The organism is Enterobacter cloacae complex sp. 402C9 (assembly GCF_050030745.1).
Taxonomy (GTDB): Bacteria; Pseudomonadota; Gammaproteobacteria; order Enterobacterales; family Enterobacteriaceae; genus Enterobacter; species Enterobacter intestinihominis.
Genome location: NZ_JBLGUW010000001.1, coordinates 628,004 through 650,236, shown reverse-complemented (window position 1 = coordinate 650,236; position 22,233 = coordinate 628,004). Strand labels below are relative to the sequence as shown.

Sequence of the window (22,233 nt, the reverse complement as noted above, 5' to 3'; positions counted from 1 at the left end):
GCCACCCGGCAATTCAAACTTAGTAGCTGCTTGCGCTCTTACCGTCACCGTGACCCAGCGCTTTCAGCAGGCTGGCCAGCAGGCTGGACGCGCCGAAGCGGTAGTGGCGGGAGTCCGCCCAGTCGGCGCCGAACAGCTCGTCGGCAATCGCCAGAAACTGCTGCGCGTCTTCTGCGGTACGCACGCCGCCTGCCGGTTTGAAGCCAACGGTTTTGGACACGCCCATATCACGGATAACTTCCATCATGATGCGCGCGCTTTCCGGAGTCGCGTTGACCGGCACTTTACCGGTAGAGGTTTTAATGAAATCCGCGCCCGCTTTGATAGCGATTTCAGACGCTTTACGAATCAGCGCCTCTTCTTTCAGCTCGCCGGTTTCGATGATCACTTTAAGCAGCACGTTTGCCGCCGCACATGCGTCTTTACAGGCTTTCACCAGGTCAAAACCGACCTGCTCGTTGCCGGCGATCAGCGCGCGGTACGGGAAAACCACGTCAACTTCGTCTGCGCCGTACGCAATCGCCGCGCGGGTTTCCGCCAGCGCGATCTCGATGTCGTCATTACCGTGCGGGAAGTTAGTCACGGTCGCAATGCGCACGTCCGGCGTGCCCTGTTCTTTCAGCGTTTTGCGGGCAATCGGGATAAAACGCGGGTAGATACAGACGGCGGCGGTATTACCCACTGGCGTTTTTGCCTGATGGCACAGGGCGATGACTTTTTCATTGGTGTCGTCATCATTCAGGGTGGTCAGGTCCATCAGTTTCAACGCGCGCAGGCTGCTTGCAGTTAAATCGGTCATAACATTCTCCAACGGCAGTGCCGTATAAATTTTACCTTGCGGGTCTGTGAGTATTCTAACATTCACCCGCATCCACACTTCGACATTCATCACAGTTAATGAAAACTGTGTGCAAATTTGCATTACTGTAATGAGATCTTCTTCAAACTTTCATGCGTCAACCGCCGACAAAAGCAGCGATACCCCCTGTCGGATCAAAAGCCCCGGCAGGCTGGCTTCTTACAATTCGTTCACCATCCGCAGAACCCTCAAGGAAGTTGAACATGCCCGACGCCCTGCAACAACGATGCCAGCACATTGTGACCAGCCCGGTGTTAACCCCGGAACAAAAACGTCATTTTCTGGCGCTGGAAGCGGAGAACAATCTGCTCTATCCCGCTCTGCCAGAGGCGGCCCGCGCCGCGCTGGACGAGGGATACATCTGCGACATGTTCGAAGGTCATGCACCTTACAAACCGCGCTACGTGCTGCCGGACTACGCTAAATTTCTGGCTAACGGCTCAGAATGGCTGGAGCTGGAAGGGGCGAAAGATCTGGATGATGCCCTCTCACTGCTCACTATCCTTTATCACCATGTTCCGTCCGTCACATCAATGCCAGTCTATCTGGGTCAGCTCGATGAGATACTCAACCCATATGTTAAAATTCTAACACAGGATGAAATCGATAGCCGAATAAAACGTTTCTGGCGTTACCTGGACAGAACCCTGCCCGATGCCTTTATGCATGCCAATATCGGCCCGGCGGATACGCCCGTCACGCGTGCTATTTTGCGAGCGGACGCAGATCTGAAGCAGGTCGCGCCGAACCTGACCTTTATTTACGACCCGGACGTCACCCCTGACGATCTGCTGCTGAGCGTGGCGAAAAACATTTGCGAGTGCAGTAAGCCGCATATTTCCAATGGCCCGGTAAATGATAAAATTTTCACAAAAGGTCGCTATGGCGTGGTGAGCTGTTACAACTCCCTGCCGCTGGCGGGCGGCGGCAGCACGCTGGTGCGCCTTAACCTGAAAGCGATTGCGGAGCACAGCCGCTCACCGGAAGACTTTTTCACCCGTACCCTTCCCCACTACTGCCAGCAACAAATCGCGATCATTAATGCGCGCTGCGATTTTTTATATGAACAATCCGGCTTCTTTGAGAATAGCTTCCTGGTGAAAGAGGGGCTGATTGATGCCGATCGTTTTGTACCGATGTTTGGCATGTACGGTCTGGCCGAAGCGGTAAACGTGCTGTGCGAGAAAGCAGGCATTACGGGACGGTACGGTAAAAACGAGCAGGCCAATGCGCTGGGTTACCGCATCAGTGAACAGCTGGCGGCGTTCGTTGAAAACACGCCGGTGAAACACGGCTGGCAGCACCGCGCGATGCTGCACGCGCAGTCAGGGATCAGTTCTGATTCAGGCACCACGCCGGGGGCGCGTCTGCCGTACGGTGACGAGCCAGATCCCATCAGCCACCTGCTGGCCATAGCCCCGCACCATAAACACTATCATTCGGGGATCAGCGATATTCTCACCCTGGATGAGACGGTTAAACGCAATCCTCAGGCGGTGGTGCAGCTGTGCCTGGGAGCGTTCAACGCCGGTATGCGTGAGTTCACCGCGAATGTGGCCGGAAACGACCTGGTGCGCGTCACCGGGTATATGGTGCGGCTCTCCGACCTGGAGAAATATCGGGAGGCCGGCTCGCGCACCAACACCACCTGGCTCGGCGAGGAGGCCGCGCGCAATACCCGTATTCTGGAACGTCAGCCACGCGTGATAAGCCATGAACAGCAGATGCGCTTTAGTTAGTCAGGTTATTCCCTTCTCCTGCGTGGACGGGCCGGGCAGCCGCCTGGCGCTGTTCCTCCAGGGCTGTAACCTGCGCTGCAAAACCTGCCACAACCCGTGGACCATCGGGCGCTGCAACGACTGCGGCGACTGTGTTCCCCACTGTCCTCATGATGCGCTGACGATTCAGGCCGGGCGCGTCTGGTGGCAGGAGAGTCACTGTCAGCAGTGCGATACCTGCCTGCACCTGTGTCAGCAGCAGGCGACGCCGATGGCGCAGCGATACAGCGTCGAGGAGATCCTCTCACGGATCCGCACGTCCGCGCCGTTTATTGAGGGCGTGACCGCCAGCGGGGGTGAGGCCACCACGCAGCTGCCGTTTGTGGTTGCGCTGTTCACCGCGATCAAAGCCGATCCGTCCCTGCGCCATCTGACGTGCCTGGTGGACAGCAACGGCCTGTTAAGCGAAACCGGCTGGCAAAAGCTGTTACCGGTGTTTGACGGCGCGATGGTGGATCTGAAAGCCTGGGGCAATGAACATCACCGTTTTCTGACCGGGCGCGAAAACACGCTGATCAAGCAGAGCATCCGCTGGCTGGCCGATCGTCATCGCCTGACGGAGCTGCGCCTGCTGGTGATCCCCGATCGGTGTGATTATCTGCAACATCTGTCATCGCTGACCGCTTTTATCCACGCGTTAGGGAACGTTCCGGTGCGGATCAACGCGTTTCATGCCCATGGGGTTTACGGGGAGGCGGCGCGATGGCGGAGCGCCACGCCGGAGGACATCGAGCCGCTGGCGCAGGCCCTGGAACGACAGCAGATCACGGTGATCCGCCCGGCCCTTTATCTATAGCGTGATGCCGAAGACCGCGCGGGTATTTTCCAGCAGCGCGCTGGCAATCACATCTTCAGGCTCCTGACGCAGCTCGCACAGCACATCAAAAACGCGCGCCGCCTGCTCCGGGCGGTTGGGCTGGCCCTGAAAACCATTCAGCGGCATGTCAGGGGCATCCGTTTCCAGCAGGAGCGAAGACAGGGGGAGTTGCGCCATCACATCCCGGGTTTTGCTGGCTCGCGGATAGGTGATAGTGCCACCGACACCAATTTTATAGCCCAGCTCGATAAAACGCTGCGCCTGCTGAAGGCTTCCAGCGAAACCATGGACCACGCCCCTGCGCGGCACGTCGATGCGCTTCAGGTGCATCGCCAGTTTGTCATGGGTACGCCTGGAGTGGAGGATCACCGGCAGATCGTGGCGCTTTGCCAGCCGGAGCTGCGCATCCAGGATCGTCTGCTGGCGCTCAAACTGCGGATCTTCACGATAGAGATCGAGGCCGATCTCACCGATGGCAACCAGCTTCGTATCCGCGTTTTGCAGCGTGGCATCCAGCCTGTCGAGATGGTCATCAAGATGGTGCTCAATCACGATCGGATGCAGACCCAGCGCGGCATACAGCGCATCGTGACCCTGGGCAAGCGCCAGGACTTTCTCGAATCTCGCCGCTTCAATAGCGGGCACAATAATGGCTCTCACACCGGCCTCAGCCGCACGCGCAATACTTGATGTTTCCTCCCCGCTAAACGGCGGGAAATCAAAATGGCAATGGGTATCGATAAAAGAGTGCGTCACGCCAGGTCCTCGTTATCGAGTATGCCGTCGTTGGCCTGCGGCGCGTCCACCAGCGGCATCGCCACCGCGTCATTGGCCACACTAGCGGGTGGCAATATGATGCTTTTATGCCGATGAAGAGGCGGTTGCTCGGCCAGCATTTTCCCGACGGTCGCCAGGAAGTAACGCCCGCATAGCCGCCCCGTTTTGTAATCCATACGCAACGCAGGCAGCCGACTGCCCAGCGCCATGCTCAGCAGCGGCTTCGGCGGGTAAATTTCAAAGATGCGCAGCTTGCCCGGTGGTTTTTCAATAAAACGCTGCATCGCGCCGTAGGTGGTTTCATGCTGCTTCGCGATATTCACCAGCGGTTGCAGGCTGCTGTCGCCCAGCCAGCGTTCCATCCGCTTAAACCACTGTGGGGTGTAATACATCTGAGAAGGCACCGTGCGGATCACCACAATGGTTTTCGCCCCGCGACGTGCGGCCTCCTGTACCGGCACCGCGTCGCTGATACCGCCGTCAAGATAGTTTATCCCCTCCAGCAGCGCCCCGGTACGGTAGAAACCCGGGATCGCGCTGGAAGCGCGAATGATATCCAGCCAGTTCTCTTTCTGCGGCGAAAAGTAACCCGGTGAATAGTCATCGCCACGGCTGGCGCACATCCAGAACGCTTTGCCGGTATCGAACAGTCGTGACGCGGTATCCATGGCCAGCGGCATCTGGCTGGAGGTGGCATCCAGTAACCAGTCGAGATCGATCAGGTTCCCGCCGCGCACGAAGCGTACCGGATTGAAGAATTCTTTGGAGGTGGTGTAGCGCATAATCACTTTGCGCGCATAGCCGGGCTGGTTGCAGACATAGGCGGAGAGGTTCTGCGCCCCGGCAGAGGTACCGAAGTAGAGATCGAACGGGTTGAATTGCGCGCGCATAAATTCGTCGAGCACGCCGGCGGTAAAAATACCGCGCTGCCCGCCCCCTTCACAGACCAGCGCAAGCTGGCCTGCATGAAACGGTTTTAACGTCAGCGGCGCAATATTGCCGAGCGTCACGGGAATTCGTTGCCCCACCTCTGCCTTCCTGTTTTCATTATTTTGATGAGACACAGTAACGCACATTCCCGATGGTTCTCAAACGAGAAAAAGCCAGTCACGAGGACTGGCTTGAGTTTGTTTAATAACTATTGCGTTTGCTACGGGCGACGTCGACCCGTAAACAGGCTGACCAGGAACAGAATAATACCGACGACGAAAACAATTTTCGCTGCCCATGCCGCGGTACCCGCCAGTCCACCAAAGCCCAATGCGGCGGCAATTAACGCGATAACCAGAAATATAATGCCCCAACGAAACATAAGCCTCTCCTTTACCATAGTTAATGTCGGCCGCTAAACGTGAGCGCTCAGGTCACTCACCGGCTTTTCCAGAGTCGTTTTTATTTCGCCCGCGGTTTTCAGCCAGACGGGCGAGTGGTACTGCTTTACTTCGTTTTCAGATCGTTTTTGACGCTTTTCACACCATCAATAGCTTTCGCAATTGACTCGGCACGATCGCTTTGTGCCTGGTTCTCAACCGTACCGGACAGCTGGACCACACCATCAGTGGTTTCAACTTTCACCATACGGGATGGCACGATGTCGTCAGCTAACAGTTTAGCTTTGATTTCGCTGGTAGTTGCTGCATCTCCGGCATAGCCCTTCACCGACGATTCTTTGCTGTCACGTACGTGCAGTTTGTCGCTTACAGAGCTTACGCCCTCAACGCCTTTCGCTACTTTAACGGCCTCTTCAGCCTGAGTCTGGCTTTCAACGAAACCGCTCAGAGTGACAACCTTATTGTCGGTTTTAACAGAAATATCGGTGCTCTTAATGGATTCATGATCCACCAGTGCGGCTTTCACTTTTGCTGTGATAGAGCTGTCATCCATGAAATTACCGACTTTATTCATAGAGCTATCGATTTTTTCCCCTGCGGTATTAGCGGTATTTTGCGCTTTATCCATGGTGCTGGATTCCGCCAGAGCAGAACCGCTTACCAGGACACTACCCAACGTTACAGCCAGCAGAGTTTTAGAAATCTTCAGTCTTGTCATATTCATCGATTTATTCCTGTGTTTTGCCCGTTATTTGGGCGACATACTTCCCTAAATCTTGGTTTTATATATTGCGAATTAACACACGGGCGAAATGGAGAACCAGTGGACATGCATTGAACAGTTAATTCATCCACGCCCGGTGCTAAACACTGAGTTAAATATAGATCACAATCAGAGGGGTGCATTCAGAATTGGGGAAAAAACGAACGAATAGCGAAAAATTACGTTGAATTAAGAACATTCCGCAAGGGTTTAATAACACTGGAATTAAAGAAGAGCACGGCGGCTGCCGTGCTCTGTGAGGGAATTAATGCTCGCGCGTTTTGCGGAACTGAACGTCGGGATAACGTTCCTGCGTCAGGTTCAGGTTAACCATAGTCGGGGCGATATAGGTCAGATTATCGCCACCGTCCAGCGCCAGCTGAACTTCGTTCTTACGCTTAAACTCTTCGAATTTCTTCACGTCTGAACATTCAACCCAGCGCGCGGTCGCCACGTTCACCGATTCGTAAATCGCTTCCACGTTGTACTCGCTCTTAAGACGGGCAACTACCACGTCAAACTGGAGCACACCCACCGCGCCCACGATCAGATCGTTGTTGGCGATAGGGCGGAACACCTGTACAGCCCCCTCTTCCGAAAGCTGGACCAGGCCTTTCAGCAGCTGCTTCTGCTTAAGCGGATCGCGCAGGCGAATGCGGCGGAACAGTTCCGGCGCGAAGTTCGGGATACCGGTGAACTTCATCATTTCGCCCTGCGTGAAGGTATCGCCGATCTGAATGGTACCGTGGTTGTGTAAACCAATGATGTCACCCGGATAGGCTTCTTCCACGTGCGAACGGTCGCCCGCCATGAAGGTCAGCGCGTCGGAGATCACTACGTCTTTACCAATACGCACCTGACGCAGCTTCATGCCCTTTTCGTACTTACCGGAAACCACGCGCATAAAGGCGACGCGGTCGCGGTGTTTCGGGTCCATGTTGGCCTGAATTTTAAAGACGAAGCCGGAGAACTTCTCTTCCTTCGCTTCTACTTCGCGGGTGTCGGTTTTACGCGGCATCGGCTGCGGGGCCCACTCAACCAGACCGTCGAGCATATGGTCAACGCCGAAGTTGCCGAGTGCGGTACCGAAGAAGACCGGGGTAATGTCACCGCTCAGGAACAGTTCTCTGTCGAACTCGTGAGAAGCGCCTTTGACCAGCTCAAGCTCATCGCGTAGTTGCGCGGCCAGCTCTTCACCGACAGCGGCGTCCAGCTCCGGGTTGTCCAGCCCTTTCACGATGCGGACTTCCTGAATAGTGTGGCCCTTACCGGTCTGATACAGGTAGGTTTCGTCTTTATAGAGGTGGTAAACCCCTTTGAACAGCTTGCCGCAGCCAATCGGCCAGGTGATTGGCGCGCAGGCGATTTTCAGCTCGTTTTCCACTTCATCCATCAGCTCCATCGGATCACGGATGTCACGGTCGAGTTTGTTCATAAAGGTGAGGATCGGCGTATCGCGCAGACGAGTGACTTCCATCAGCTTGCGGGTACGATCTTCAACACCTTTCGCGGCGTCGATCACCATCAGGCAGCAGTCCACCGCCGTCAGGGTACGGTAGGTATCTTCGGAGAAGTCTTCGTGCCCCGGGGTGTCCAGCAGGTTCACCAGGCAGTCATGATACGGGAACTGCATCACGGAGGTGGTAATCGAAATACCACGCTGCTTTTCCATCTCCATCCAGTCGGATTTAGCATGCTGGCTGGAGCCACGGCCTTTAACGGTACCCGCGGTCTGGATCGCCTGTCCGAACAGCAGCACCTTCTCGGTGATGGTCGTTTTACCGGCATCCGGGTGCGAGATAATGGCAAAAGTGCGGCGTTTGGCCACCTCTTGCAGATAAGGAGACAACGTCATAATCAATTCTTCTTAGGTAAGCGCGGCAGCAGGCCGCGCATCATGGAATACGAAAAATGCGGCTATTTTACCCATCAACAGGGGGCAGGCAATCATTGTTTACACAGGAGCTGCTCCAGTTCGTTCAATGACGTAACGGTCCAGGTCGGCTCGATGCCTTCCGGCAGCGTGCGGCCATGCGCATTCAGCCAGACGGTCGACAGGCCCGATCTCATACCTCCCAGAATATCAGATTCTGCCGTATCCCCCACCATCAGCACGCGATCGCGGTCAGGATTGCCCGCTTGCGCCAGCGCATAATCGAAAATACGCGGATCCGGCTTCGGCACGCCTACCTCTTCGGAGATCACCAGCGCGTCGAAATGATCGCGCAAGCCAGTGCGTTCAAGGCGGATCTGCTGAAGCGCGGTAAAGCCGTTGGTGATGATCCCAAGCTTCACCTTCCCTTTCAGCGAATCCAGCAGAGAAACGGCGCCGGGCAGCGGCGCGCAGATATCCGCCATCGCATTCAGGAAGGCCTCGTTCAGCACCCCAGGACTGATGTTTAACCGTTCAGCCCAGACGTCAAAACGCTGATGCTGAAGCTGTAACGCGGTGATGGCTCCGTTCTGGTAATCCACCCACAGCGGCTTGTTCACCGCCTGATAGTCCTGAAAATCTTCCGCGGTGAACGTCACGCTATAGTCGAGAAACATCCGCTGTAGGCCGCCGAACGAGTCAAACGTAAACAGCGTTTCGTCGGCATCAAAGAAAATCCAGTCCCATTTCATCGTTACAACCTTATTTTCGTTATCCAATCGGCAGAGCCATGATAATGGCGTCTTCACGTCCCTCTGCGGTGGGGTAGTAGTTACGGCGGATAGTCGCCTCGTTGAAGCCTAAGCTTTCATAGAGCGCGATGGCGGCGACATTGGACGCGCGCACCTCCAGCCACAGGGTGAAAACGTCACGGGTTTCCAGCTCACGAATGAGGTGCTCAAGCAGATCCCTGCCCAGCCCGCGGCGCTGGTAAGCGGGATCGACCGCGATATTAAACAGCGTCGCCTCGTCCAGAACGACCTGCGTGATGGCGAACGCGGCCATCGCACCGTCAACGTCCAGGCGGAGATTTAAATAGCGTTCGCCCTGATTGCTGGCAAACGTCTTTTCGCTCCACGGAAAGGCATGGGCGCGTGTTTCAATCGCGAACGCGGTGGCCAGGTCAGCCGTCGTGAGGGAAGAAATCGTGTTCATATTCGCAAATTTGTTGCCATAGCGCGCTACGCGCTTTTGGGTTGGCTTTCAGTTCGTCCAGCGCTGGCGAGCTGATCTGGCTTCCTTCAAGAGGTAGCTCATCCACCGCCCCGATTCGCCAGCTGTTACAGCGGCTGTCAGGGGGAAGCATCGCGACGCTTTCGGGCGCCAGCTGTAATACCTGATCGTTTGTCACCTTCAGGGTGCGAAGGACATCCTCAATCAGGGGTTCGTTCAGGGCAGGCGGCGCTTCTGCCACCATCACCAGGCGGACATGCGCAGGGATGGAGATGGCTATTTCGCCCCGCAACGCCGTCGGGCGACGCAAAGCCCACTGGGTGATGCCCAGCTGCTGCAACTGCCAGTCTCGTCGGGATGTCATAGCGAAAACTCCTGTCTCTCAGGCGCGCAAATATAGCAAATGTGTCGAAACTGCGCCATCTACCTACTATAATCCCCGCCTGAGTTTATTGAGGAACAATTCATGTCTGCATTTACCCCGGCAAGTGAAGTCTTGCTGCGTCACAGTGATGATTTCGAAGAAAGCCGTATTCTGTTTGCCGGAGATATGCAGGATGACCTGCCCGCACGTTTCGACTGTGCTGAAAGCCGTGCCCACACCCAATACTACCACCACTGGCAGGTGCTGAGCCGCCAGATGGGCGAGCGCGCACGCTTTAGCCTTGTGGCGGAGCAGAGCGATATTGCCGACTGCGATACGCTCATTTACTACTGGCCGAAGAACAAACCGGAAGCCCAGTTCCAGCTGATGAACCTGCTTTCTCTGCTGCCGGTCGGCTGCGATATTTTTGTCGTCGGTGAGAACCGCAGCGGGGTGCGAAGCGCAGAGCAGATGCTCGAAGGCTACGCGCCGTTGACGAAAATCGACAGCGCCCGACGCTGCGGCCTGTATCATGGCCGTCTGGAAAAACAGACCATTTTTGATGCCAACACCTTCTGGGACGAGTACCAGCTTGACGGCCTGACCATTAAAACCCTGCCGGGTGTGTTTAGCCGTGACGCGCTCGATACGGGCAGCAAGCTGCTGCTTTCCACCCTGACGCCGCACACCAAGGGCAAGGTGCTGGATGTCGGCTGTGGCGCGGGCGTGCTGTCAACGGTTCTCGCCAGCCACTCACCAAAAGTGCGTTTAACCCTGTGTGACGTGAGCGCCCCGGCGGTAGAAGCCAGCCGCGCCACGCTTGCTGCGAATGGCATTGAAGGCGAAGTGATTGCCAGCAACGTTTTCTCCGACGTGACCGGTCGCTTTGACATGATCATCTCTAACCCGCCGTTCCACGACGGGATGGAGACCAGCCTTGAAGCGGCGCAAACGCTGATCCGTGGCGCAACCCGTCACCTTAACAGCGGCGGTGAGCTACGTATTGTGGCGAATGCCTTCCTGGCGTATCCGAAAGTGCTGGATGAAACCTTCGGCTTCCACGAAGTGATCGCCCAGACAGGCCGCTTTAAGGTGTATCGCACCGTGATGACGCGCCAGGCGAAAAAGTAATTCCCCTGCCCGGCGATGGCTGACGCTGCCATCGCCCATTTTTGCAGCAATCAAAACAACGTGCGCAATTTTCTGTTGACGTAAAGCTGAAAACATCTAGAATGCGCCTCCGTGGTTACGATACTTTTACAGTGTCGATGGTATGCGAAGGTGGCGGAATTGGTAGACGCGCTAGCTTCAGGTGTTAGTGTCCTTACGGACGTGGGGGTTCAAGTCCCCCCCCTCGCACCATAAATCACGTTGATATTGCTCGCACTGGGCGAAGGTGGCGGAATTGGTAGACGCGCTAGCTTCAGGTGTTAGTGTCCTTAGGATGTGGGGGTTCGAGTCCCCCCCCTCGCACCAACGAGGCGATATCAAACCAGTAAGATGACTGTGCGAAGGTGGCGGAATTGGTAGACGCGCTAGCTTCAGGTGTTAGTGTCCTTACGGACGTGGGGGTTCAAGTCCCCCCCCTCGCACCAATTATCTTACATCCCTTCAGCAGTACCTCTTGTTTTTCCCTTTTATTTCAAACTCATCAGAATCACCAGCAGTCCACTGATTAGCGCAACGCATGATGGCAACAGCACGTAATGCCGTAACTGTTTGTGCCAGATCATCGCGGATGTCACCAGCAAGCCCGAAACAATCATTGCTTTCCAGACATCAATGGGAAGATCGGCAAACATCAGCCCACCGATAATGGAACCAGGCAGCAATATTCCCCACCCACTTCCCAGCGCTTTGCTCAACATGGTTTCACCTCTCGCACTGATAATGATAACCAGTATCATATGATAGTAATTATCAATTGTCAGCATGCGACGTAAGAAATTGCGCCAGCAATTGCTTTCCCATAATGACAGAGAATGTGTAAGGTGATAAATTGCCCACCTGTTAACTTCCGATAACGTTTTTCTGATAATAAAAATTCAATTTTGTAGCGACCAATATTGCATAACAACATCTTGCTCATTGTTTTAATTGAGTTTTAATAAAAACGCACGCATATGACATCACAATCCTGGCTGTCCTTAGTCAACAAGAAATATCAGCTTTCTTTACGTTTATTTTTATTTCTGAACGCTGCATCAGCATTGTTCTCGGTAACAAACCCTCTCTATTCCGTTCGTGTGTTATCAGTCCCCCTGTTTGCCGTACTGACTGTCAGCACTGGCTTACTTATCTGGCACTGGAAAAACAGCACGCGAAAAATAAATATCCCTGTTGTTTCAGCTATTTTTGGGTTTTTATGGGCATGGCAGATCGTCTCAAAATTTCTATTAATAACGCACGATCACGCAACCTATTTAATGATGGCGCTATTAACAGTGCTTTTTATAGGGTCTCTGGCTTTCGCCAGTAATATTAAAGCCTTTACGTTACATTCATTTCCCGCTTTTATATCCTGCCTGTGGCTTAGCCCGTCCGAAAACTGGTTGAGAATGGCCTATTTTTTCGCGCTGCCGGTGGTCGCCATTGGTATCCATCATGTTCTTCAGCGGCGTAATGACCGTTTCGCCCAGGAGCTGCTTTCCGAACTGCTCGAAGAGCGTGAAACCCTGACCGATCTCAGCATGATGGACCCGCTCACCGGCCTATATAACCGTCGCGGGCTGCAAAGCCGGCTTGAGAACCTCCCCAGGCCTGACGCTGGCGAGCACTTTGTGCTGCTGATGGATATCGACCATTTCAAAGCCTACAACGATCATTACGGCCATATGATGGGCGATCAGGCCTTGATCAGGGTCTCGGCTGCGATCCGCGACGCCGTGCGCTCACGCGATGTTGTCGCCCGGTTTGGCGGGGAAGAATTTATGGTGCTGTTAAGTAACATCCCACTGGAGCAAGCGCGCCAGACAGCTGAACGCATACGTCAGAAGGTTTACGATCTCAAAATCCCCCACATGTTTAACGAAAGCGTCGCCACTAACGTGACCATCAGCATTGGCATAGCCATGTTCGAAGGTGAAGACGTTGATGGCGCACTGGCGAAAGCCGATAAAGCCCTCTATGAAGCCATAGCATATGGGACGCAACAGCATTCTGCTGAGCGACGAGCTTCATATCGCCTGAAACCGCCTTCACAGCGCCAGGATAAAACGCTTGCGCTCGGTTTTATCTATAGTTAGGATTGGCAATCATTATCATTTAGATTTGTAATCCACACTATGGCGACTCGTACCGCACACATCGTTGAGCCACTACTCTGGCGAGCTCCACTCTCCGCCGGAGAAACGACGCTTGCGGATGCCATTCGGGAAAAAATCGCCGTAACACGCGCCCATCTGCTGGATTTCATCAAACTGGATGAAGCACCGCCGCATCATGCTCTGACGCTGACTCAGTGGCAACGACCTGCCGAGCTGCGGTCACTGCTGGCAACCTATTCCGACCATATTTATCGTAACCAACCGACGCTGGCGCGGGAAAATAAACCGCTGCTTTCCCTCTGGGCACAATGGTATATCGGGCTGATGGTGCCGCCTGTCATGCTGGCCCTGTTGACCCAGGAAACGATGCTCGATCTCTCGTCGGAACATTTCCACGTCGAATTCCATGAGACCGGACGCGCCGCCTGTTTCTGGATTGATGTACACGAAGATCCGAGCGCGAGTCACCTGTCAGCGCAGGCGCGTATGGAACGGTTGATTACAAGAGCGCTGGTTCCGGTCATTGATGCGCTGGAAGCGACGGGGGAGATCAACGGCAAACTGATCTGGAGTAATACCGGGTATCTTATCCACTGGTATTTAACGGAGATGAAGCCGCTGCTCGGCGACGAGAAAGTGGATGCGCTGCGTCAGAGCTGTTTCTTTGCCAGACAGCTGTCGGATGGGCGGGATAACCCTCTTTACCGCACCGTGGTTCCGCGTGAGGGACTTCTGGTGCGTCGTACCTGCTGTCAGCGCTACCGTCTGCCGGATGTCCAGCAGTGCGGCGATTGCACGCTTAAGTAGTCTGGCCCTGCCTGAAACCCGCAGAGAGAGGGAACAAACACTAAAAACGGCAACCTGCGTTGCCGTTTTGCTTTTACCTAAGCGACCTGCTGATTTTCCTCTTCCCCATTACGCTGTGCTTCTTCCGCTTCCTGCTGAAGCAACTGTTTCTCGTACACCTTGAAGAACGGGAAATAGATAATGGCGGAAACGCAGGCCAAAACCAGCACCAGAATGGCTGCACGGAAATCCCAGCCCAGCGCCCAGGCGGCACCAACCGGAGCCGGTGCCGTCCACGGCACAACGGAAATCACGCGGCCAATCAGATCAAACTTCATCGCTGCCCATGCCAGCACGGCATTGACCATCGGCGCCAGCAGGAAAGGAATAAAGAACACCGGGTTCATCACAATCGGCGTACCAAAAATCACCGGTTCATTGATATTGAAAATGCTTGGCACCACGCTCAGGCGTCCAATGGAGCGCAGGTGCGCGGAGCGGCTACGCAGGTAACAGAACACCAGCCCCATCGTCGCTCCTGACCCACCGATCACAATAAAGAACGTCCAGAAGGCTTCCATAAAGATGTGTGGTAAAGGCAGGCTCGCCGCCAGCGCGGTCTGGTTCGCCCCCAGGTTCGTCAGCCAGAACATTTGCAGCATACCCGAGACAATCGCTGCGCCGTGGATCCCGGCAAACCACAGCAGGTGGCCAATCAGCACCGCCAGCAGGATCGCTGGCAGCGAGTCCGCCGCAGAGACCAGCGGTTTGAATATCGACATGATGGCCTGTGGGATCAGCATACCGAACTGCGACTGGATCAACAGACTCAGCGGATAGAGCGTCAGCACCACCACCAGCACCGGGATCAGCAGGTCAAACGAGTTTTTGATCATCGGCGGAACCTGGTCTGGCAGGCGGATCCCGATATTATGTGCTTTCAGGAAACGCATCATCTCAACGCAGTAAATCGCCACCAGGATCGCGGTGAAAATCCCGGTCCCTCCAAGGCTATCAACCGGTAAGGCGCCTTTGGTTTTAGGCGCGGCGACCAGCAGGAACGCCATCAGCGACAGCATCGCGCACATGAACGGATCCAGCTGATGGGTTTTAACGTAATGTTTGCCCAGGTTGTAGGCGATAGCCGCACAGATATAGAGGGACATCACCCCCATCGTCATATCAAACGGCGTCAGAATTTGACCTTCAAACTGCTTCGCCATATCCAGCCAGGCGCGAGCAAAGCCCCAGGTGGTATCTGGCGAAAAAGGTGGGTAAGCGAACACTAATAAAAACGACCCGACAATCATAAACGGCATTGCCGAGATGAACCCGTCACGAATCGCCATAACGTGACGCTGGGAAGAGATGCGCCCGGCAATAGGGCTGACATAATTTTCAACGAAGCGGAAAATCAGATTAAATGCAGCATGGTTGGCAGACATAGCAGATCTCCTGTCAGACGTTCGTTTCGGACGTTCTCACGTCACACGTTGTTCCATACATCAGCGTCACAACCTTGCCGGATCGTGTACCTGCGGTACTGCTCAAACGGAATGGTTTCATAATTAGCTCTTATTATTAGATACAGGGGAAGTTACACACTCAGTATTAATCTCTGCATCACGCTCTGCAACCGGTTACTGTAACCGGTTTCTGTGAATGTGAAGGCGATCCAGAAATCGCTCCTGACGGATATTTGTTACTTAAGGGATATTTACAGCGACTAAATTCTTATGACAGATTACGGAAGATATTTGTCAGGAGGAATCAATGAGTTTGCAGTCTGTACAGCAGTTTTTCGCCGAACACGCTCCGGATATAGAAATCATCGAGCTTAACCAAAGCACAGCGACTGTTGCCCTTGCTGCTGCCGCGCACAACGTTGAACCCGGCCAAATTGCCAAAACGCTGTCACTGAAAATTAAAAATGATGTGATTCTGGTGGTTGCAAAAGGCGATGCGCGTCTGGATAACAAAAAGCTCAAAGAGACATTCGGCGCAAAAGCCCGCATGCTCAGCTGCGATGAGGTAGTAACCCTGACGGGTCATCCTATTGGCGGCGTCTGCCCTTTTGGACTGGAAAATCCGCTCTCTGTTTACTGTGACATCACTTTAAAACAGTACGCCGAAGTGTTACCCGCAGCGGGCGCCATCCACAGTGCGGTGCGTATATCGCCCGACAGAATGGCGGAACTGACCGCAGCAAAATGGGTTGATGTCTGTATTTGAACGTTGCGCCAGAAAAATTCTGGCGCATCACTTAACACTACGAGAAAGAAGGAACGGTGAGAGCGGAACGGCGAATTTCCCTGACCGGGAGATGCGCCAGGATATCTGCCGCATCCAGTAATCCCACATCAGAATTGACGCCCAGCTTTACCATTGCGTTAAACTTATGCGCACGGATGGTTTTGATATTGCGTTCAAGCTGTGCCGCAATTTCAGGGATCGAAAAACCCGATGACATATATCGCAGAATCGCCCTTTCAGTTGGGCTTAGCATACGATGCTGGCTCACACACCAGTGATTGTACACGTTGTCGTTCACGTGATGCGTTTCGCTGAGTAATGTCTCCAGCCCCTCCATTAACTGCTTCAGCGGAACCGATTTACTGATAATTCCATGTAAGCGAGAAGGCGAAAGATGGCTGACCAGTCTCGCCTCCATTTCATCAGAGGCCAGCACGATACGCTTGACGTCGCTGTGGGTGAAGGTGAGATCCCGCAAACAGGCCAGACAGTTTCGCCGCTCCTCACGCTCATCGGACAATGAATAAATTACGGCAAAGAATGAGATTTCCGAGAGCGCCGCTTTGAAGTTGTCAAATCTGGCAAACAGGTGCACCTGGTAATGGCTCAGGGCGGGCATCGCAAAAAGATGCTTCAGCCCCATAGCGCTCATTGAGCAGCTTTCGATGACGGCGATATGTTTTGTTGCAGTGGTCTTTTCCATTCCTCAAACTCTCCATAAGCCGACATTAAACTGAGTTCTCGCATTCCCTGGGTACTGCTTATCCACGCGTACATATCGGCATTACTGCGAAGTGATAAGCGACGCATTGCACTGTTTTTCTGTGCACTGATCGTTTTATTACTTTTATTAAGTAGCGTGGCTATTTGGTTGATTCCCCAACCTTTACCTAACAAACGCAACACCTTGCGTTCAGAGTGGGTAAGCGCAATCATTTGCTCACTCTCCTCTTCAATATCAGGATTTTCCGGTATCAATAACGTCTGGCTTATTCGCTCGGCGCGTTCACTCCCCGCGCGAATAGCGTTAATTACGCCTTCAATGGGTTCCATATCCGAAAGCAGCGTGCTTTCCGGACGCATAAGAAGCTCTACTGCAAGTGGATAAAGGGGGCGCGAAACGAGGAATATCCAGTGAATATCCCGGTACTGATTCATTAACCCATAATATTGCTCAAGCGTGCCGCGTGGATTACGATACTCACCCGAAATATCGGCAATAACGACCCCAGCGCGACGCAATTGTAATAACGTCAACTCCTGCATCGAACGGCAGTACGTTATCTCAAAATCGGGAAAATGACGCGACATGACGCCACCTAACCCATTTTGCATAACCGGTACTCTGCTGATCACCACTCCGTGTTTACCATTCAATGGCAACATAGACCCTCCCTGTCATGAATTCTTTATTTAAGAACGAACTAACCCTGCAAGGTTAAACACGTTTGCATTCCGAAGTACAAACGGGTTAATACTCGCAAAATAGAACAAATATCACATGGGTTAAGAAACGCCCAATACAGGCCTAATATCGCATAAAGACCATTTAAATTTAATTCAAATTGCGTGAAAAGATCGAAAATATGAAATTAGAAATACTTAATATATTGTTTTTATAAATCCTAATTTCACATTCATTAAATAAATAACAATGCTGTCTTTCCTCCGCCCCCATCGCGCCACTGATCGCACAAATGTTGATCTGGCCCAGCGCAAAGGGCCCTGCACTTTGTGTTAAAAGTAAGCAATCTCTCTTCTCTTCAGGGCGTTTCATGCAGGCAGATCGGTCTACGCAACGTGCCACCACGCGGCTATGTATTCAGTGCGGGCTTTTTCTCTTACAGCACGGCGCAGAAAGCGCCCTCGTCGAAGAGCTCTCCACACGCCTTGGGCTGGCGCTGGGGATGGACAGCGTTGAGAGTTCCATCTCGTCAAATGCCATTGTGCTGACCACCATTAAAGACGGACAGTGCCTGACCTCCACCCGTAAAAATCATGACCGCGGCATTAACATGCACGTCGTGACGGAAGTGCAGCACATCGTGATCCTTGCTGAACACAAGCTGCTCGATCTCCGGGAGATAGAAAAACGTTTCAATCAAATCAAACCCCTCCGGTATCCGCGCTGGCTGGTTGTGCTGATGGTGGGACTGTCCTGCGCCTGCTTCTGCAAGCTCAACGCGGGCGGCTGGGACGGCGCTGTCGTGACCTTCTTTGCCAGCAGCATCGCAATGTATGTCCGCCAGCTGTTGACGCACAGACAGCTACATCCGCAAATTAACTTCTGCATCACGGCATTTGTGGCGACAACCGTATCCGGCCTGCTTTTGCGCCAGCCCTACTTCGCCAGCACGCCTACTATTGCGATGGCCGCCAGCGTATTGCTGCTGGTGCCAGGTTTTCCCTTAATTAATGCCGTCGCTGATATGTTCAAAGGCCATATCAACACCGGTCTGGCGCGCTGGGCGATAGCCAGCCTGCTGACGCTGGCGACCTGTATCGGGGTGGTAATGGCCATGACACTCTGGGGGTTACGCGGATGGGCGTGATGGATTTTATGCTCGTACTGGCACAGGACTTGCTCTTGTCTGCCCTTCCCGCCGTTGGTTTTGCGATGGTGTTTAACGTCCCACAGCGTGCATTACCCTGGTGTGCGCTGCTGGGTGCCATTGGCCACGGCTCTCGTATGATCATGATGACAGCGGGCTTTAATATTGAATGGTCGACGTTTATCGCCTCCATGCTGGTTGGCAGCATCGGTATTCAGTGGTCCCGCTGGTATCTGGCGCACCCGAAGGTATTCACCGTGGCGGCAGTGATTCCTATGTTCCCGGGCATTTCAGCCTATACGGCGATGATCTCCGCCGTCAAAATCAGCCATTTTGGCTACAGCGAACCCCAGATGATCCTGCTCCTGAGCAACTTCCTTAAAGCCTCGTCGATCGTGGGTGCGCTCTCCATCGGCCTGTCGATCCCCGGCTTATGGCTTTACCGCAAACGTCCACGCGTATAATAAAATCGCTTGCAATTGTATCGCGCACTATCTATATTCATTTCATGGACGCAAAAACGAACGACACCACCAACGCGCTTCTGCTGGATAACCAGCTCTGTTTTGCCCTCTATTCGGCAAATCTGGCGCTTAACAAGCTGTACCGGCAACTGCTGGCGCCGCTTAATCTGACCTACCCGCAATACCTGGTGATGCTGGTGCTGTGGGAACAGGATGATATTACGGTGTCAGACATTGGCGAGCGGCTGTTCCTGGATTCCGCCACGCTGACTCCCCTGCTGAAACGCCTGGAAAGCGCAGGATTGATCCTCCGCCAGCGTTCCCGTCAGGATGAGCGTCAGGTCGCCGTCACCCTGAGCGACGCGGGTCGGGCGCTGCAACAGCAGGCCGTGACGATACCCCACGCCGTGGGCTGTGCAGCGCAGTGTGATACCGACACCATGCTGGCGCTCAAGCAACAGCTCGAAAGTTTGCGCCAACAGCTGCATCGCGCGTAAGGCTGTACTTTACGCGTCTAATTTTAACTCAAAACATCGCGCGCTATTTAATAGCGCATATAAACGTAAGATGAGGAACCTGCCATGTCTTTAGAAAAAGTTGTCTACACTGCCAAAGCCAAAGCAACCGGAGGCCGTGATGGCCGCGCCACGTCTTCCGATGGCGTTCTGGATGTCAAACTGGGTGTGCCAAAAGAGATGGGCGGCATGGGGGGTGAAGTAACCAACCCTGAACAGCTGTTCGCTGCGGGTTACTCCGCCTGCTTCCTGGGCGCAATGAAGTTCGTTGCGGCACGCGATAAATTCGCTCTGCCAAAAGACGCCTTTATTGAAGGCGAAGTGGGGATTGGCCCGCTGCCAACCGGTTTTGGTATCGAAGCGAAGCTGAACATCCACGTTGAAGGGATGGACGCAGCGGAAGCCAAAAAACTGGTGGATGCGGCGCACATCGTCTGTCCGTACTCTAACGCGACGCGCGGCAATATCGACGTGACGCTGAACATCATCGCGTAGCCAGCCCCTGTGATTTTAGCCCCGGTAAGCGTAACGCCACCGGGGAAATCCTCTCCTTTCCTCCCCTCTCTCTGTGCTACCATAACCCTCAATCACGCCCGTAGTAATCAGTTGAGAAAGTGTTATGTCCTCCAGAATTCTGACCACCAGCATTGCTGGCATTGATGCCTTTATGCGCGATCCTCGCGGTGTGTTGACGCACGCCGAAGGCGGCACGCTCGCGGTATTTGCCGACAACGCCCCGGCGTTTTATGCGGTCACGCCGGAACGTCTGGCGCAGCTTCTGGAAATTGAAGAGAAGCTGTCGCGCCCGGCAAGCGATGTCATGCTGGATAATCAGTTTTTTGACGAACCCGCCAGCGCCCCGGTGGCCGTTCCAATGGGGAAATTTCCCATGTACGCCGGTTGGCAGCCGGACGCCGATTTTCAGCGGCAGGCGGCCTTATGGGGAATAGCCCTCTCGCAGCCCGCAACACCGGAAGAGCTGGCAGCCTTTACCGCATACTGGCAAGCTGAAGGAAAAGTCTTCCACCATGTTCAGTGGCAGCAAAAATTCGCGCGCAGTCTGCAAATCAACCGCGCCAGCAACAACGGCCAGCCAAAACGTGATATCAATGCTTTTTCAGAACCGGACAAAAAAATCCCTGATGGATTCCGAGGTGCGAAATGAAAAACGTCGGCGACCTGATGAAACGTTTGCAGAAGATGATGCCTGCCAACGTGAAGCCCGCCTTCACCACCGGTGAAGAGCTGCTGGCATGGCAAAAAGAGCAGGGTAAAATTCGCGCGGCTGCCCTCGCCCGCGAAAACCGCGCGATGAAAATGCAGCGCACCTTTAACCGCTCGGGCATTCGCCCTCTGCACCAGAACTGCTCCTTCGAGAATTATAAGGTCGAGTCTCAGGGGCAGATGAACGCCCTTAACCAGGCGCGCCAGTACGTGGATGAATTTGACGGCAACATCGCCAGCTTCATCTTTAGCGGAAAACCCGGCACCGGGAAAAATCACCTCGCCGCCGCTATCTGCAACGAGCTGCTGCTGCGCGGGAAGTCAGTGCTGATTATCACCGTGGCCGATATTATGTCCGCCATGAAAGACACCTTCAGTAATCGCGAAACCAGCGAAGAACAGTTGCTAAATGATTTAAGTAACGTGGATTTGCTGGTCATCGACGAGATCGGTGTCCAGACGGAGTCCCGCTACGAAAAAGTGATCATCAACCAGATTGTCGATCGCCGTTCGTCGTCAAAACGCCCAACCGGTATGTTGACGAACCACAATATCGACGAGATGACCCGACTTCTTGGCGAGCGGGTGATGGATCGCATGAAGCTGGGGAACAGCCTGTACGTCATCTTCGACTGGGACAGCTACCGCAGCCGCGTCACCGGCAAAGAGTATTAAGATATTTCCAGGGAGCGCCGGAAGAGCAGAGGTATATACTGAACCCACTTCTGGCCCAAAACGGACCTTGTTGAGTAAATCATTATGAAAAAACAATTTCTTATCAGCATCCTTACTGGCGCCCTGCTGGTGACTGGCGCAGCGCAGGCCGCATCATGGCAGGAGTCGCTCTCCAGCGCAGCAAGTGAGTTAACCAAAGAGAGCGGCACGTCCCAGGGCGGACTGTCAGCCTCGTCCCTCACCGGCCTGCTGGGCAACAGCTCCCAAAGCCTGAGTGCCGGAACGATGAACAACGCCGCGGGTATTCTGGAATACTGCGCGAAGCAGAAACTGGCTTCCGTCACCGATACCGAAAACATCAAAAACCAGGTGTTGGGTAAACTGGGACTGGACACCCAGGAGCAGAAAGCGGACACCAACTATATGGACGGTATACAGGGCCTGCTGAACGCGCAAAATGGTCAGCAGCTGAACCTCAGCACCCTTGGAAATTCATCTCTGGCGAAACAGGTGAAAACGAAAGCCTGCGATCTGGTGCTGAAACAAGGCGTTAATTTCCTCTCCTGATTGTCCCCCTTTTTTCTGCCACAACACGCCGCGTTTATTACATTAGTCTTATACCGCGGCGTGAAGTGCGTTTTTTTACCCCCTGACACCACCTCAGCCTCCGTATGCCACGATGCGACTGTATTCAAAAATCCGA

25 protein-coding genes, 3 tRNA genes and 1 pseudogene are annotated in these 22,233 nt (G+C 54.0%); 16 read left to right on the top strand and 13 right to left on the bottom strand.

Annotation, left to right across the window (positions count from 1 at the left end):
- Nucleotides 1-19 precede the first annotated feature (19 nt).
- Nucleotides 20-799: a deoxyribose-phosphate aldolase gene (gene deoC, locus ACQG1K_RS03125; RefSeq protein WP_022646987.1), complete on the bottom strand. Its 780-nt coding sequence runs from the start codon at nucleotides 797-799 to the stop codon at nucleotides 20-22.
- Nucleotides 800-1,062: 263 nt separating this feature from the next.
- Between deoC and ACQG1K_RS03120 the strand changes: the two genes are divergently transcribed.
- Together ACQG1K_RS03120 and ACQG1K_RS03115 are read left to right on the top strand one after the other, a co-directional pair.
- Nucleotides 1,063-2,598, top strand: a complete 1,536-nt coding sequence (locus ACQG1K_RS03120; RefSeq protein ID WP_063200423.1) for a YjjI family glycine radical enzyme — start codon at nucleotides 1,063-1,065, stop codon at nucleotides 2,596-2,598.
- The gene (locus ACQG1K_RS03115) at nucleotides 2,573-3,433 is read left to right on the top strand and encodes a YjjW family glycine radical enzyme activase (RefSeq protein WP_426720957.1); all 861 of its coding nucleotides are present in this window, start codon (nucleotides 2,573-2,575) and stop codon (nucleotides 3,431-3,433) included. The genes ACQG1K_RS03120 and ACQG1K_RS03115 overlap by 26 nt, the downstream gene beginning before the upstream one ends.
- On the opposite strand, the gene ACQG1K_RS03110 is transcribed toward ACQG1K_RS03115, so the two are convergent.
- The 8 genes from ACQG1K_RS03110 to ACQG1K_RS03075 form a co-directional block, all read right to left on the bottom strand.
- Nucleotides 3,428-4,210, bottom strand: coding sequence for a TatD family hydrolase (locus tag ACQG1K_RS03110; protein ID WP_022646984.1), 783 nt, complete (start codon nucleotides 4,208-4,210; stop codon nucleotides 3,428-3,430). The genes ACQG1K_RS03115 and ACQG1K_RS03110 overlap by 6 nt on opposite strands.
- On the bottom strand, nucleotides 4,207-5,259 hold the full coding sequence (locus tag ACQG1K_RS03105) for a patatin-like phospholipase family protein (RefSeq protein WP_023299272.1): 1,053 nt from the start codon (nucleotides 5,257-5,259) through the stop codon (nucleotides 4,207-4,209). Before ACQG1K_RS03105 ends, ACQG1K_RS03110 begins: the two co-directional genes overlap by 4 nt.
- A 122-nt stretch (nucleotides 5,260-5,381) precedes the next feature.
- On the bottom strand, nucleotides 5,382-5,543 hold the full coding sequence (locus ACQG1K_RS03100) for a DUF1328 domain-containing protein (protein ID WP_003856556.1): 162 nt from the start codon (nucleotides 5,541-5,543) through the stop codon (nucleotides 5,382-5,384).
- Nucleotides 5,544-5,668: 125 nt separating this feature from the next.
- Nucleotides 5,669-6,286 carry a molecular chaperone OsmY gene (osmY, locus tag ACQG1K_RS03095; RefSeq protein ID WP_022646982.1) on the bottom strand — a complete coding sequence of 206 codons (618 nt, stop codon included), beginning with the start codon at nucleotides 6,284-6,286 and terminating at the stop codon, nucleotides 5,669-5,671.
- A 304-nt stretch (nucleotides 6,287-6,590) separates the two neighbouring features.
- A complete protein-coding gene (gene prfC / locus ACQG1K_RS03090; RefSeq protein WP_022646981.1) occupies nucleotides 6,591-8,180 on the bottom strand; it encodes a peptide chain release factor 3 in 1,590 nt (529 codons plus the stop codon).
- A gap of 92 nt (nucleotides 8,181-8,272) precedes the next feature.
- Nucleotides 8,273-8,950 (bottom strand): pyrimidine 5'-nucleotidase, encoded by a 678-nt coding sequence (gene yjjG, locus ACQG1K_RS03085; protein WP_022646980.1) that lies wholly within the window; start codon nucleotides 8,948-8,950, stop codon nucleotides 8,273-8,275.
- A 19-nt stretch (nucleotides 8,951-8,969) separates the two neighbouring features.
- Entirely contained in the window at nucleotides 8,970-9,413 is a 444-nt protein-coding gene (rimI, locus tag ACQG1K_RS03080; protein WP_022646979.1) for a ribosomal protein S18-alanine N-acetyltransferase, read from the bottom strand.
- The gene (locus tag ACQG1K_RS03075; RefSeq protein WP_022646978.1) at nucleotides 9,382-9,795 is read right to left on the bottom strand and encodes a DNA polymerase III subunit psi; all 414 of its coding nucleotides are present in this window, start codon (nucleotides 9,793-9,795) and stop codon (nucleotides 9,382-9,384) included. Before ACQG1K_RS03075 ends, rimI begins: the two co-directional genes overlap by 32 nt.
- A 102-nt stretch (nucleotides 9,796-9,897) precedes the next feature.
- Here ACQG1K_RS03075 and rsmC point away from each other — a divergent pair, with 102 nt between their 5' ends.
- The 4 genes from rsmC to ACQG1K_RS03055 all read left to right on the top strand — a co-directional run bounded on the left by rsmC (nucleotide 9,898) and on the right by ACQG1K_RS03055 (nucleotide 11,390).
- Entirely contained in the window at nucleotides 9,898-10,926 is a 1,029-nt protein-coding gene (gene rsmC, locus ACQG1K_RS03070; RefSeq protein WP_058677755.1) for a 16S rRNA (guanine(1207)-N(2))-methyltransferase RsmC, read from the top strand.
- Between the two features lie 144 nt (nucleotides 10,927-11,070).
- Nucleotides 11,071-11,157: transfer RNA gene (locus ACQG1K_RS03065), tRNA-Leu, on the top strand.
- Nucleotides 11,158-11,185: 28 nt separating this feature from the next.
- Nucleotides 11,186-11,271, top strand: a tRNA-Leu gene (locus ACQG1K_RS03060).
- 32 nt (nucleotides 11,272-11,303) lie between these two features.
- A tRNA-Leu gene (locus ACQG1K_RS03055) sits at nucleotides 11,304-11,390 on the top strand.
- A 42-nt stretch (nucleotides 11,391-11,432) separates the two neighbouring features.
- On the opposite strand, the gene ACQG1K_RS03050 is transcribed toward ACQG1K_RS03055, so the two are convergent.
- Nucleotides 11,433-11,702 carry a DUF1435 domain-containing protein gene (locus ACQG1K_RS03050; RefSeq protein ID WP_026080652.1) on the bottom strand — a complete coding sequence of 90 codons (270 nt, stop codon included), beginning with the start codon at nucleotides 11,700-11,702 and terminating at the stop codon, nucleotides 11,433-11,435.
- Nucleotides 11,703-11,918: 216 nt separating this feature from the next.
- On the opposite strand from ACQG1K_RS03050, the pseudogene ACQG1K_RS03045 reads away from it, so the two are divergent.
- Both ACQG1K_RS03045 and fhuF read left to right on the top strand, forming a co-directional pair.
- Nucleotides 11,919-12,984, top strand: a pseudogene (locus tag ACQG1K_RS03045) (GGDEF domain-containing protein).
- Between the two features lie 95 nt (nucleotides 12,985-13,079).
- Entirely contained in the window at nucleotides 13,080-13,868 is a 789-nt protein-coding gene (gene fhuF, locus ACQG1K_RS03040) for a siderophore-iron reductase FhuF (protein WP_022646974.1), read from the top strand.
- Nucleotides 13,869-13,945: 77 nt separating this feature from the next.
- On the opposite strand, the gene ACQG1K_RS03035 is transcribed toward fhuF, so the two are convergent.
- Nucleotides 13,946-15,292: a PTS cellobiose transporter subunit IIC gene (locus tag ACQG1K_RS03035; RefSeq protein WP_006810218.1), complete on the bottom strand. Its 1,347-nt coding sequence runs from the start codon at nucleotides 15,290-15,292 to the stop codon at nucleotides 13,946-13,948.
- Between the two features lie 328 nt (nucleotides 15,293-15,620).
- Between ACQG1K_RS03035 and ACQG1K_RS03030 the strand changes: the two genes are divergently transcribed.
- Nucleotides 15,621-16,079 carry a YbaK/EbsC family protein gene (locus ACQG1K_RS03030; protein ID WP_046619823.1) on the top strand — a complete coding sequence of 153 codons (459 nt, stop codon included), beginning with the start codon at nucleotides 15,621-15,623 and terminating at the stop codon, nucleotides 16,077-16,079.
- A 37-nt stretch (nucleotides 16,080-16,116) separates the two neighbouring features.
- Here the strand turns inward: ACQG1K_RS03030 and bglJ are convergent, their stop codons facing one another.
- Together bglJ and ACQG1K_RS03020 are read right to left on the bottom strand one after the other, a co-directional pair.
- A complete protein-coding gene (bglJ, locus tag ACQG1K_RS03025; RefSeq protein ID WP_032625381.1) occupies nucleotides 16,117-16,752 on the bottom strand; it encodes a DNA-binding transcriptional activator BglJ in 636 nt (211 codons plus the stop codon).
- Complete coding sequence (locus tag ACQG1K_RS03020; RefSeq protein WP_022646969.1) at nucleotides 16,749-17,486, bottom strand: helix-turn-helix transcriptional regulator; 738 nt, start codon at nucleotides 17,484-17,486, stop codon at nucleotides 16,749-16,751. Before ACQG1K_RS03020 ends, bglJ begins: the two co-directional genes overlap by 4 nt.
- A 389-nt stretch (nucleotides 17,487-17,875) precedes the next feature.
- On the opposite strand from ACQG1K_RS03020, the gene ACQG1K_RS03015 reads away from it, so the two are divergent.
- The 7 genes from ACQG1K_RS03015 (at nucleotide 17,876) to ACQG1K_RS02985 (ending at nucleotide 22,097) form a co-directional block, all read left to right on the top strand.
- Nucleotides 17,876-18,652 carry a threonine/serine ThrE exporter family protein gene (locus ACQG1K_RS03015; RefSeq protein WP_032625377.1) on the top strand — a complete coding sequence of 259 codons (777 nt, stop codon included), beginning with the start codon at nucleotides 17,876-17,878 and terminating at the stop codon, nucleotides 18,650-18,652.
- On the top strand, nucleotides 18,643-19,116 hold the full coding sequence (locus ACQG1K_RS03010) for a threonine/serine exporter (RefSeq protein ID WP_058677754.1): 474 nt from the start codon (nucleotides 18,643-18,645) through the stop codon (nucleotides 19,114-19,116). Before ACQG1K_RS03015 ends, ACQG1K_RS03010 begins: the two co-directional genes overlap by 10 nt.
- A 44-nt stretch (nucleotides 19,117-19,160) precedes the next feature.
- Nucleotides 19,161-19,613, top strand: coding sequence for a MarR family winged helix-turn-helix transcriptional regulator (locus tag ACQG1K_RS03005; protein WP_022646966.1), 453 nt, complete (start codon nucleotides 19,161-19,163; stop codon nucleotides 19,611-19,613).
- 84 nt (nucleotides 19,614-19,697) lie between these two features.
- Entirely contained in the window at nucleotides 19,698-20,126 is a 429-nt protein-coding gene (locus ACQG1K_RS03000) for an organic hydroperoxide resistance protein (protein WP_003856578.1), read from the top strand.
- Nucleotides 20,127-20,250: 124 nt separating this feature from the next.
- Entirely contained in the window at nucleotides 20,251-20,796 is a 546-nt protein-coding gene (gene dnaT, locus ACQG1K_RS02995; RefSeq protein WP_023299265.1) for a primosomal protein DnaT, read from the top strand.
- Complete coding sequence (gene dnaC / locus ACQG1K_RS02990) at nucleotides 20,793-21,530, top strand: DNA replication protein DnaC (RefSeq protein ID WP_003856580.1); 738 nt, start codon at nucleotides 20,793-20,795, stop codon at nucleotides 21,528-21,530. Before dnaT ends, dnaC begins: the two co-directional genes overlap by 4 nt.
- 84 nt (nucleotides 21,531-21,614) lie before the next feature.
- The gene (locus ACQG1K_RS02985) at nucleotides 21,615-22,097 is read left to right on the top strand and encodes a DUF2501 domain-containing protein (RefSeq protein ID WP_022646964.1); all 483 of its coding nucleotides are present in this window, start codon (nucleotides 21,615-21,617) and stop codon (nucleotides 22,095-22,097) included.
- Nucleotides 22,098-22,233: the final 136 nt, after the last annotated feature.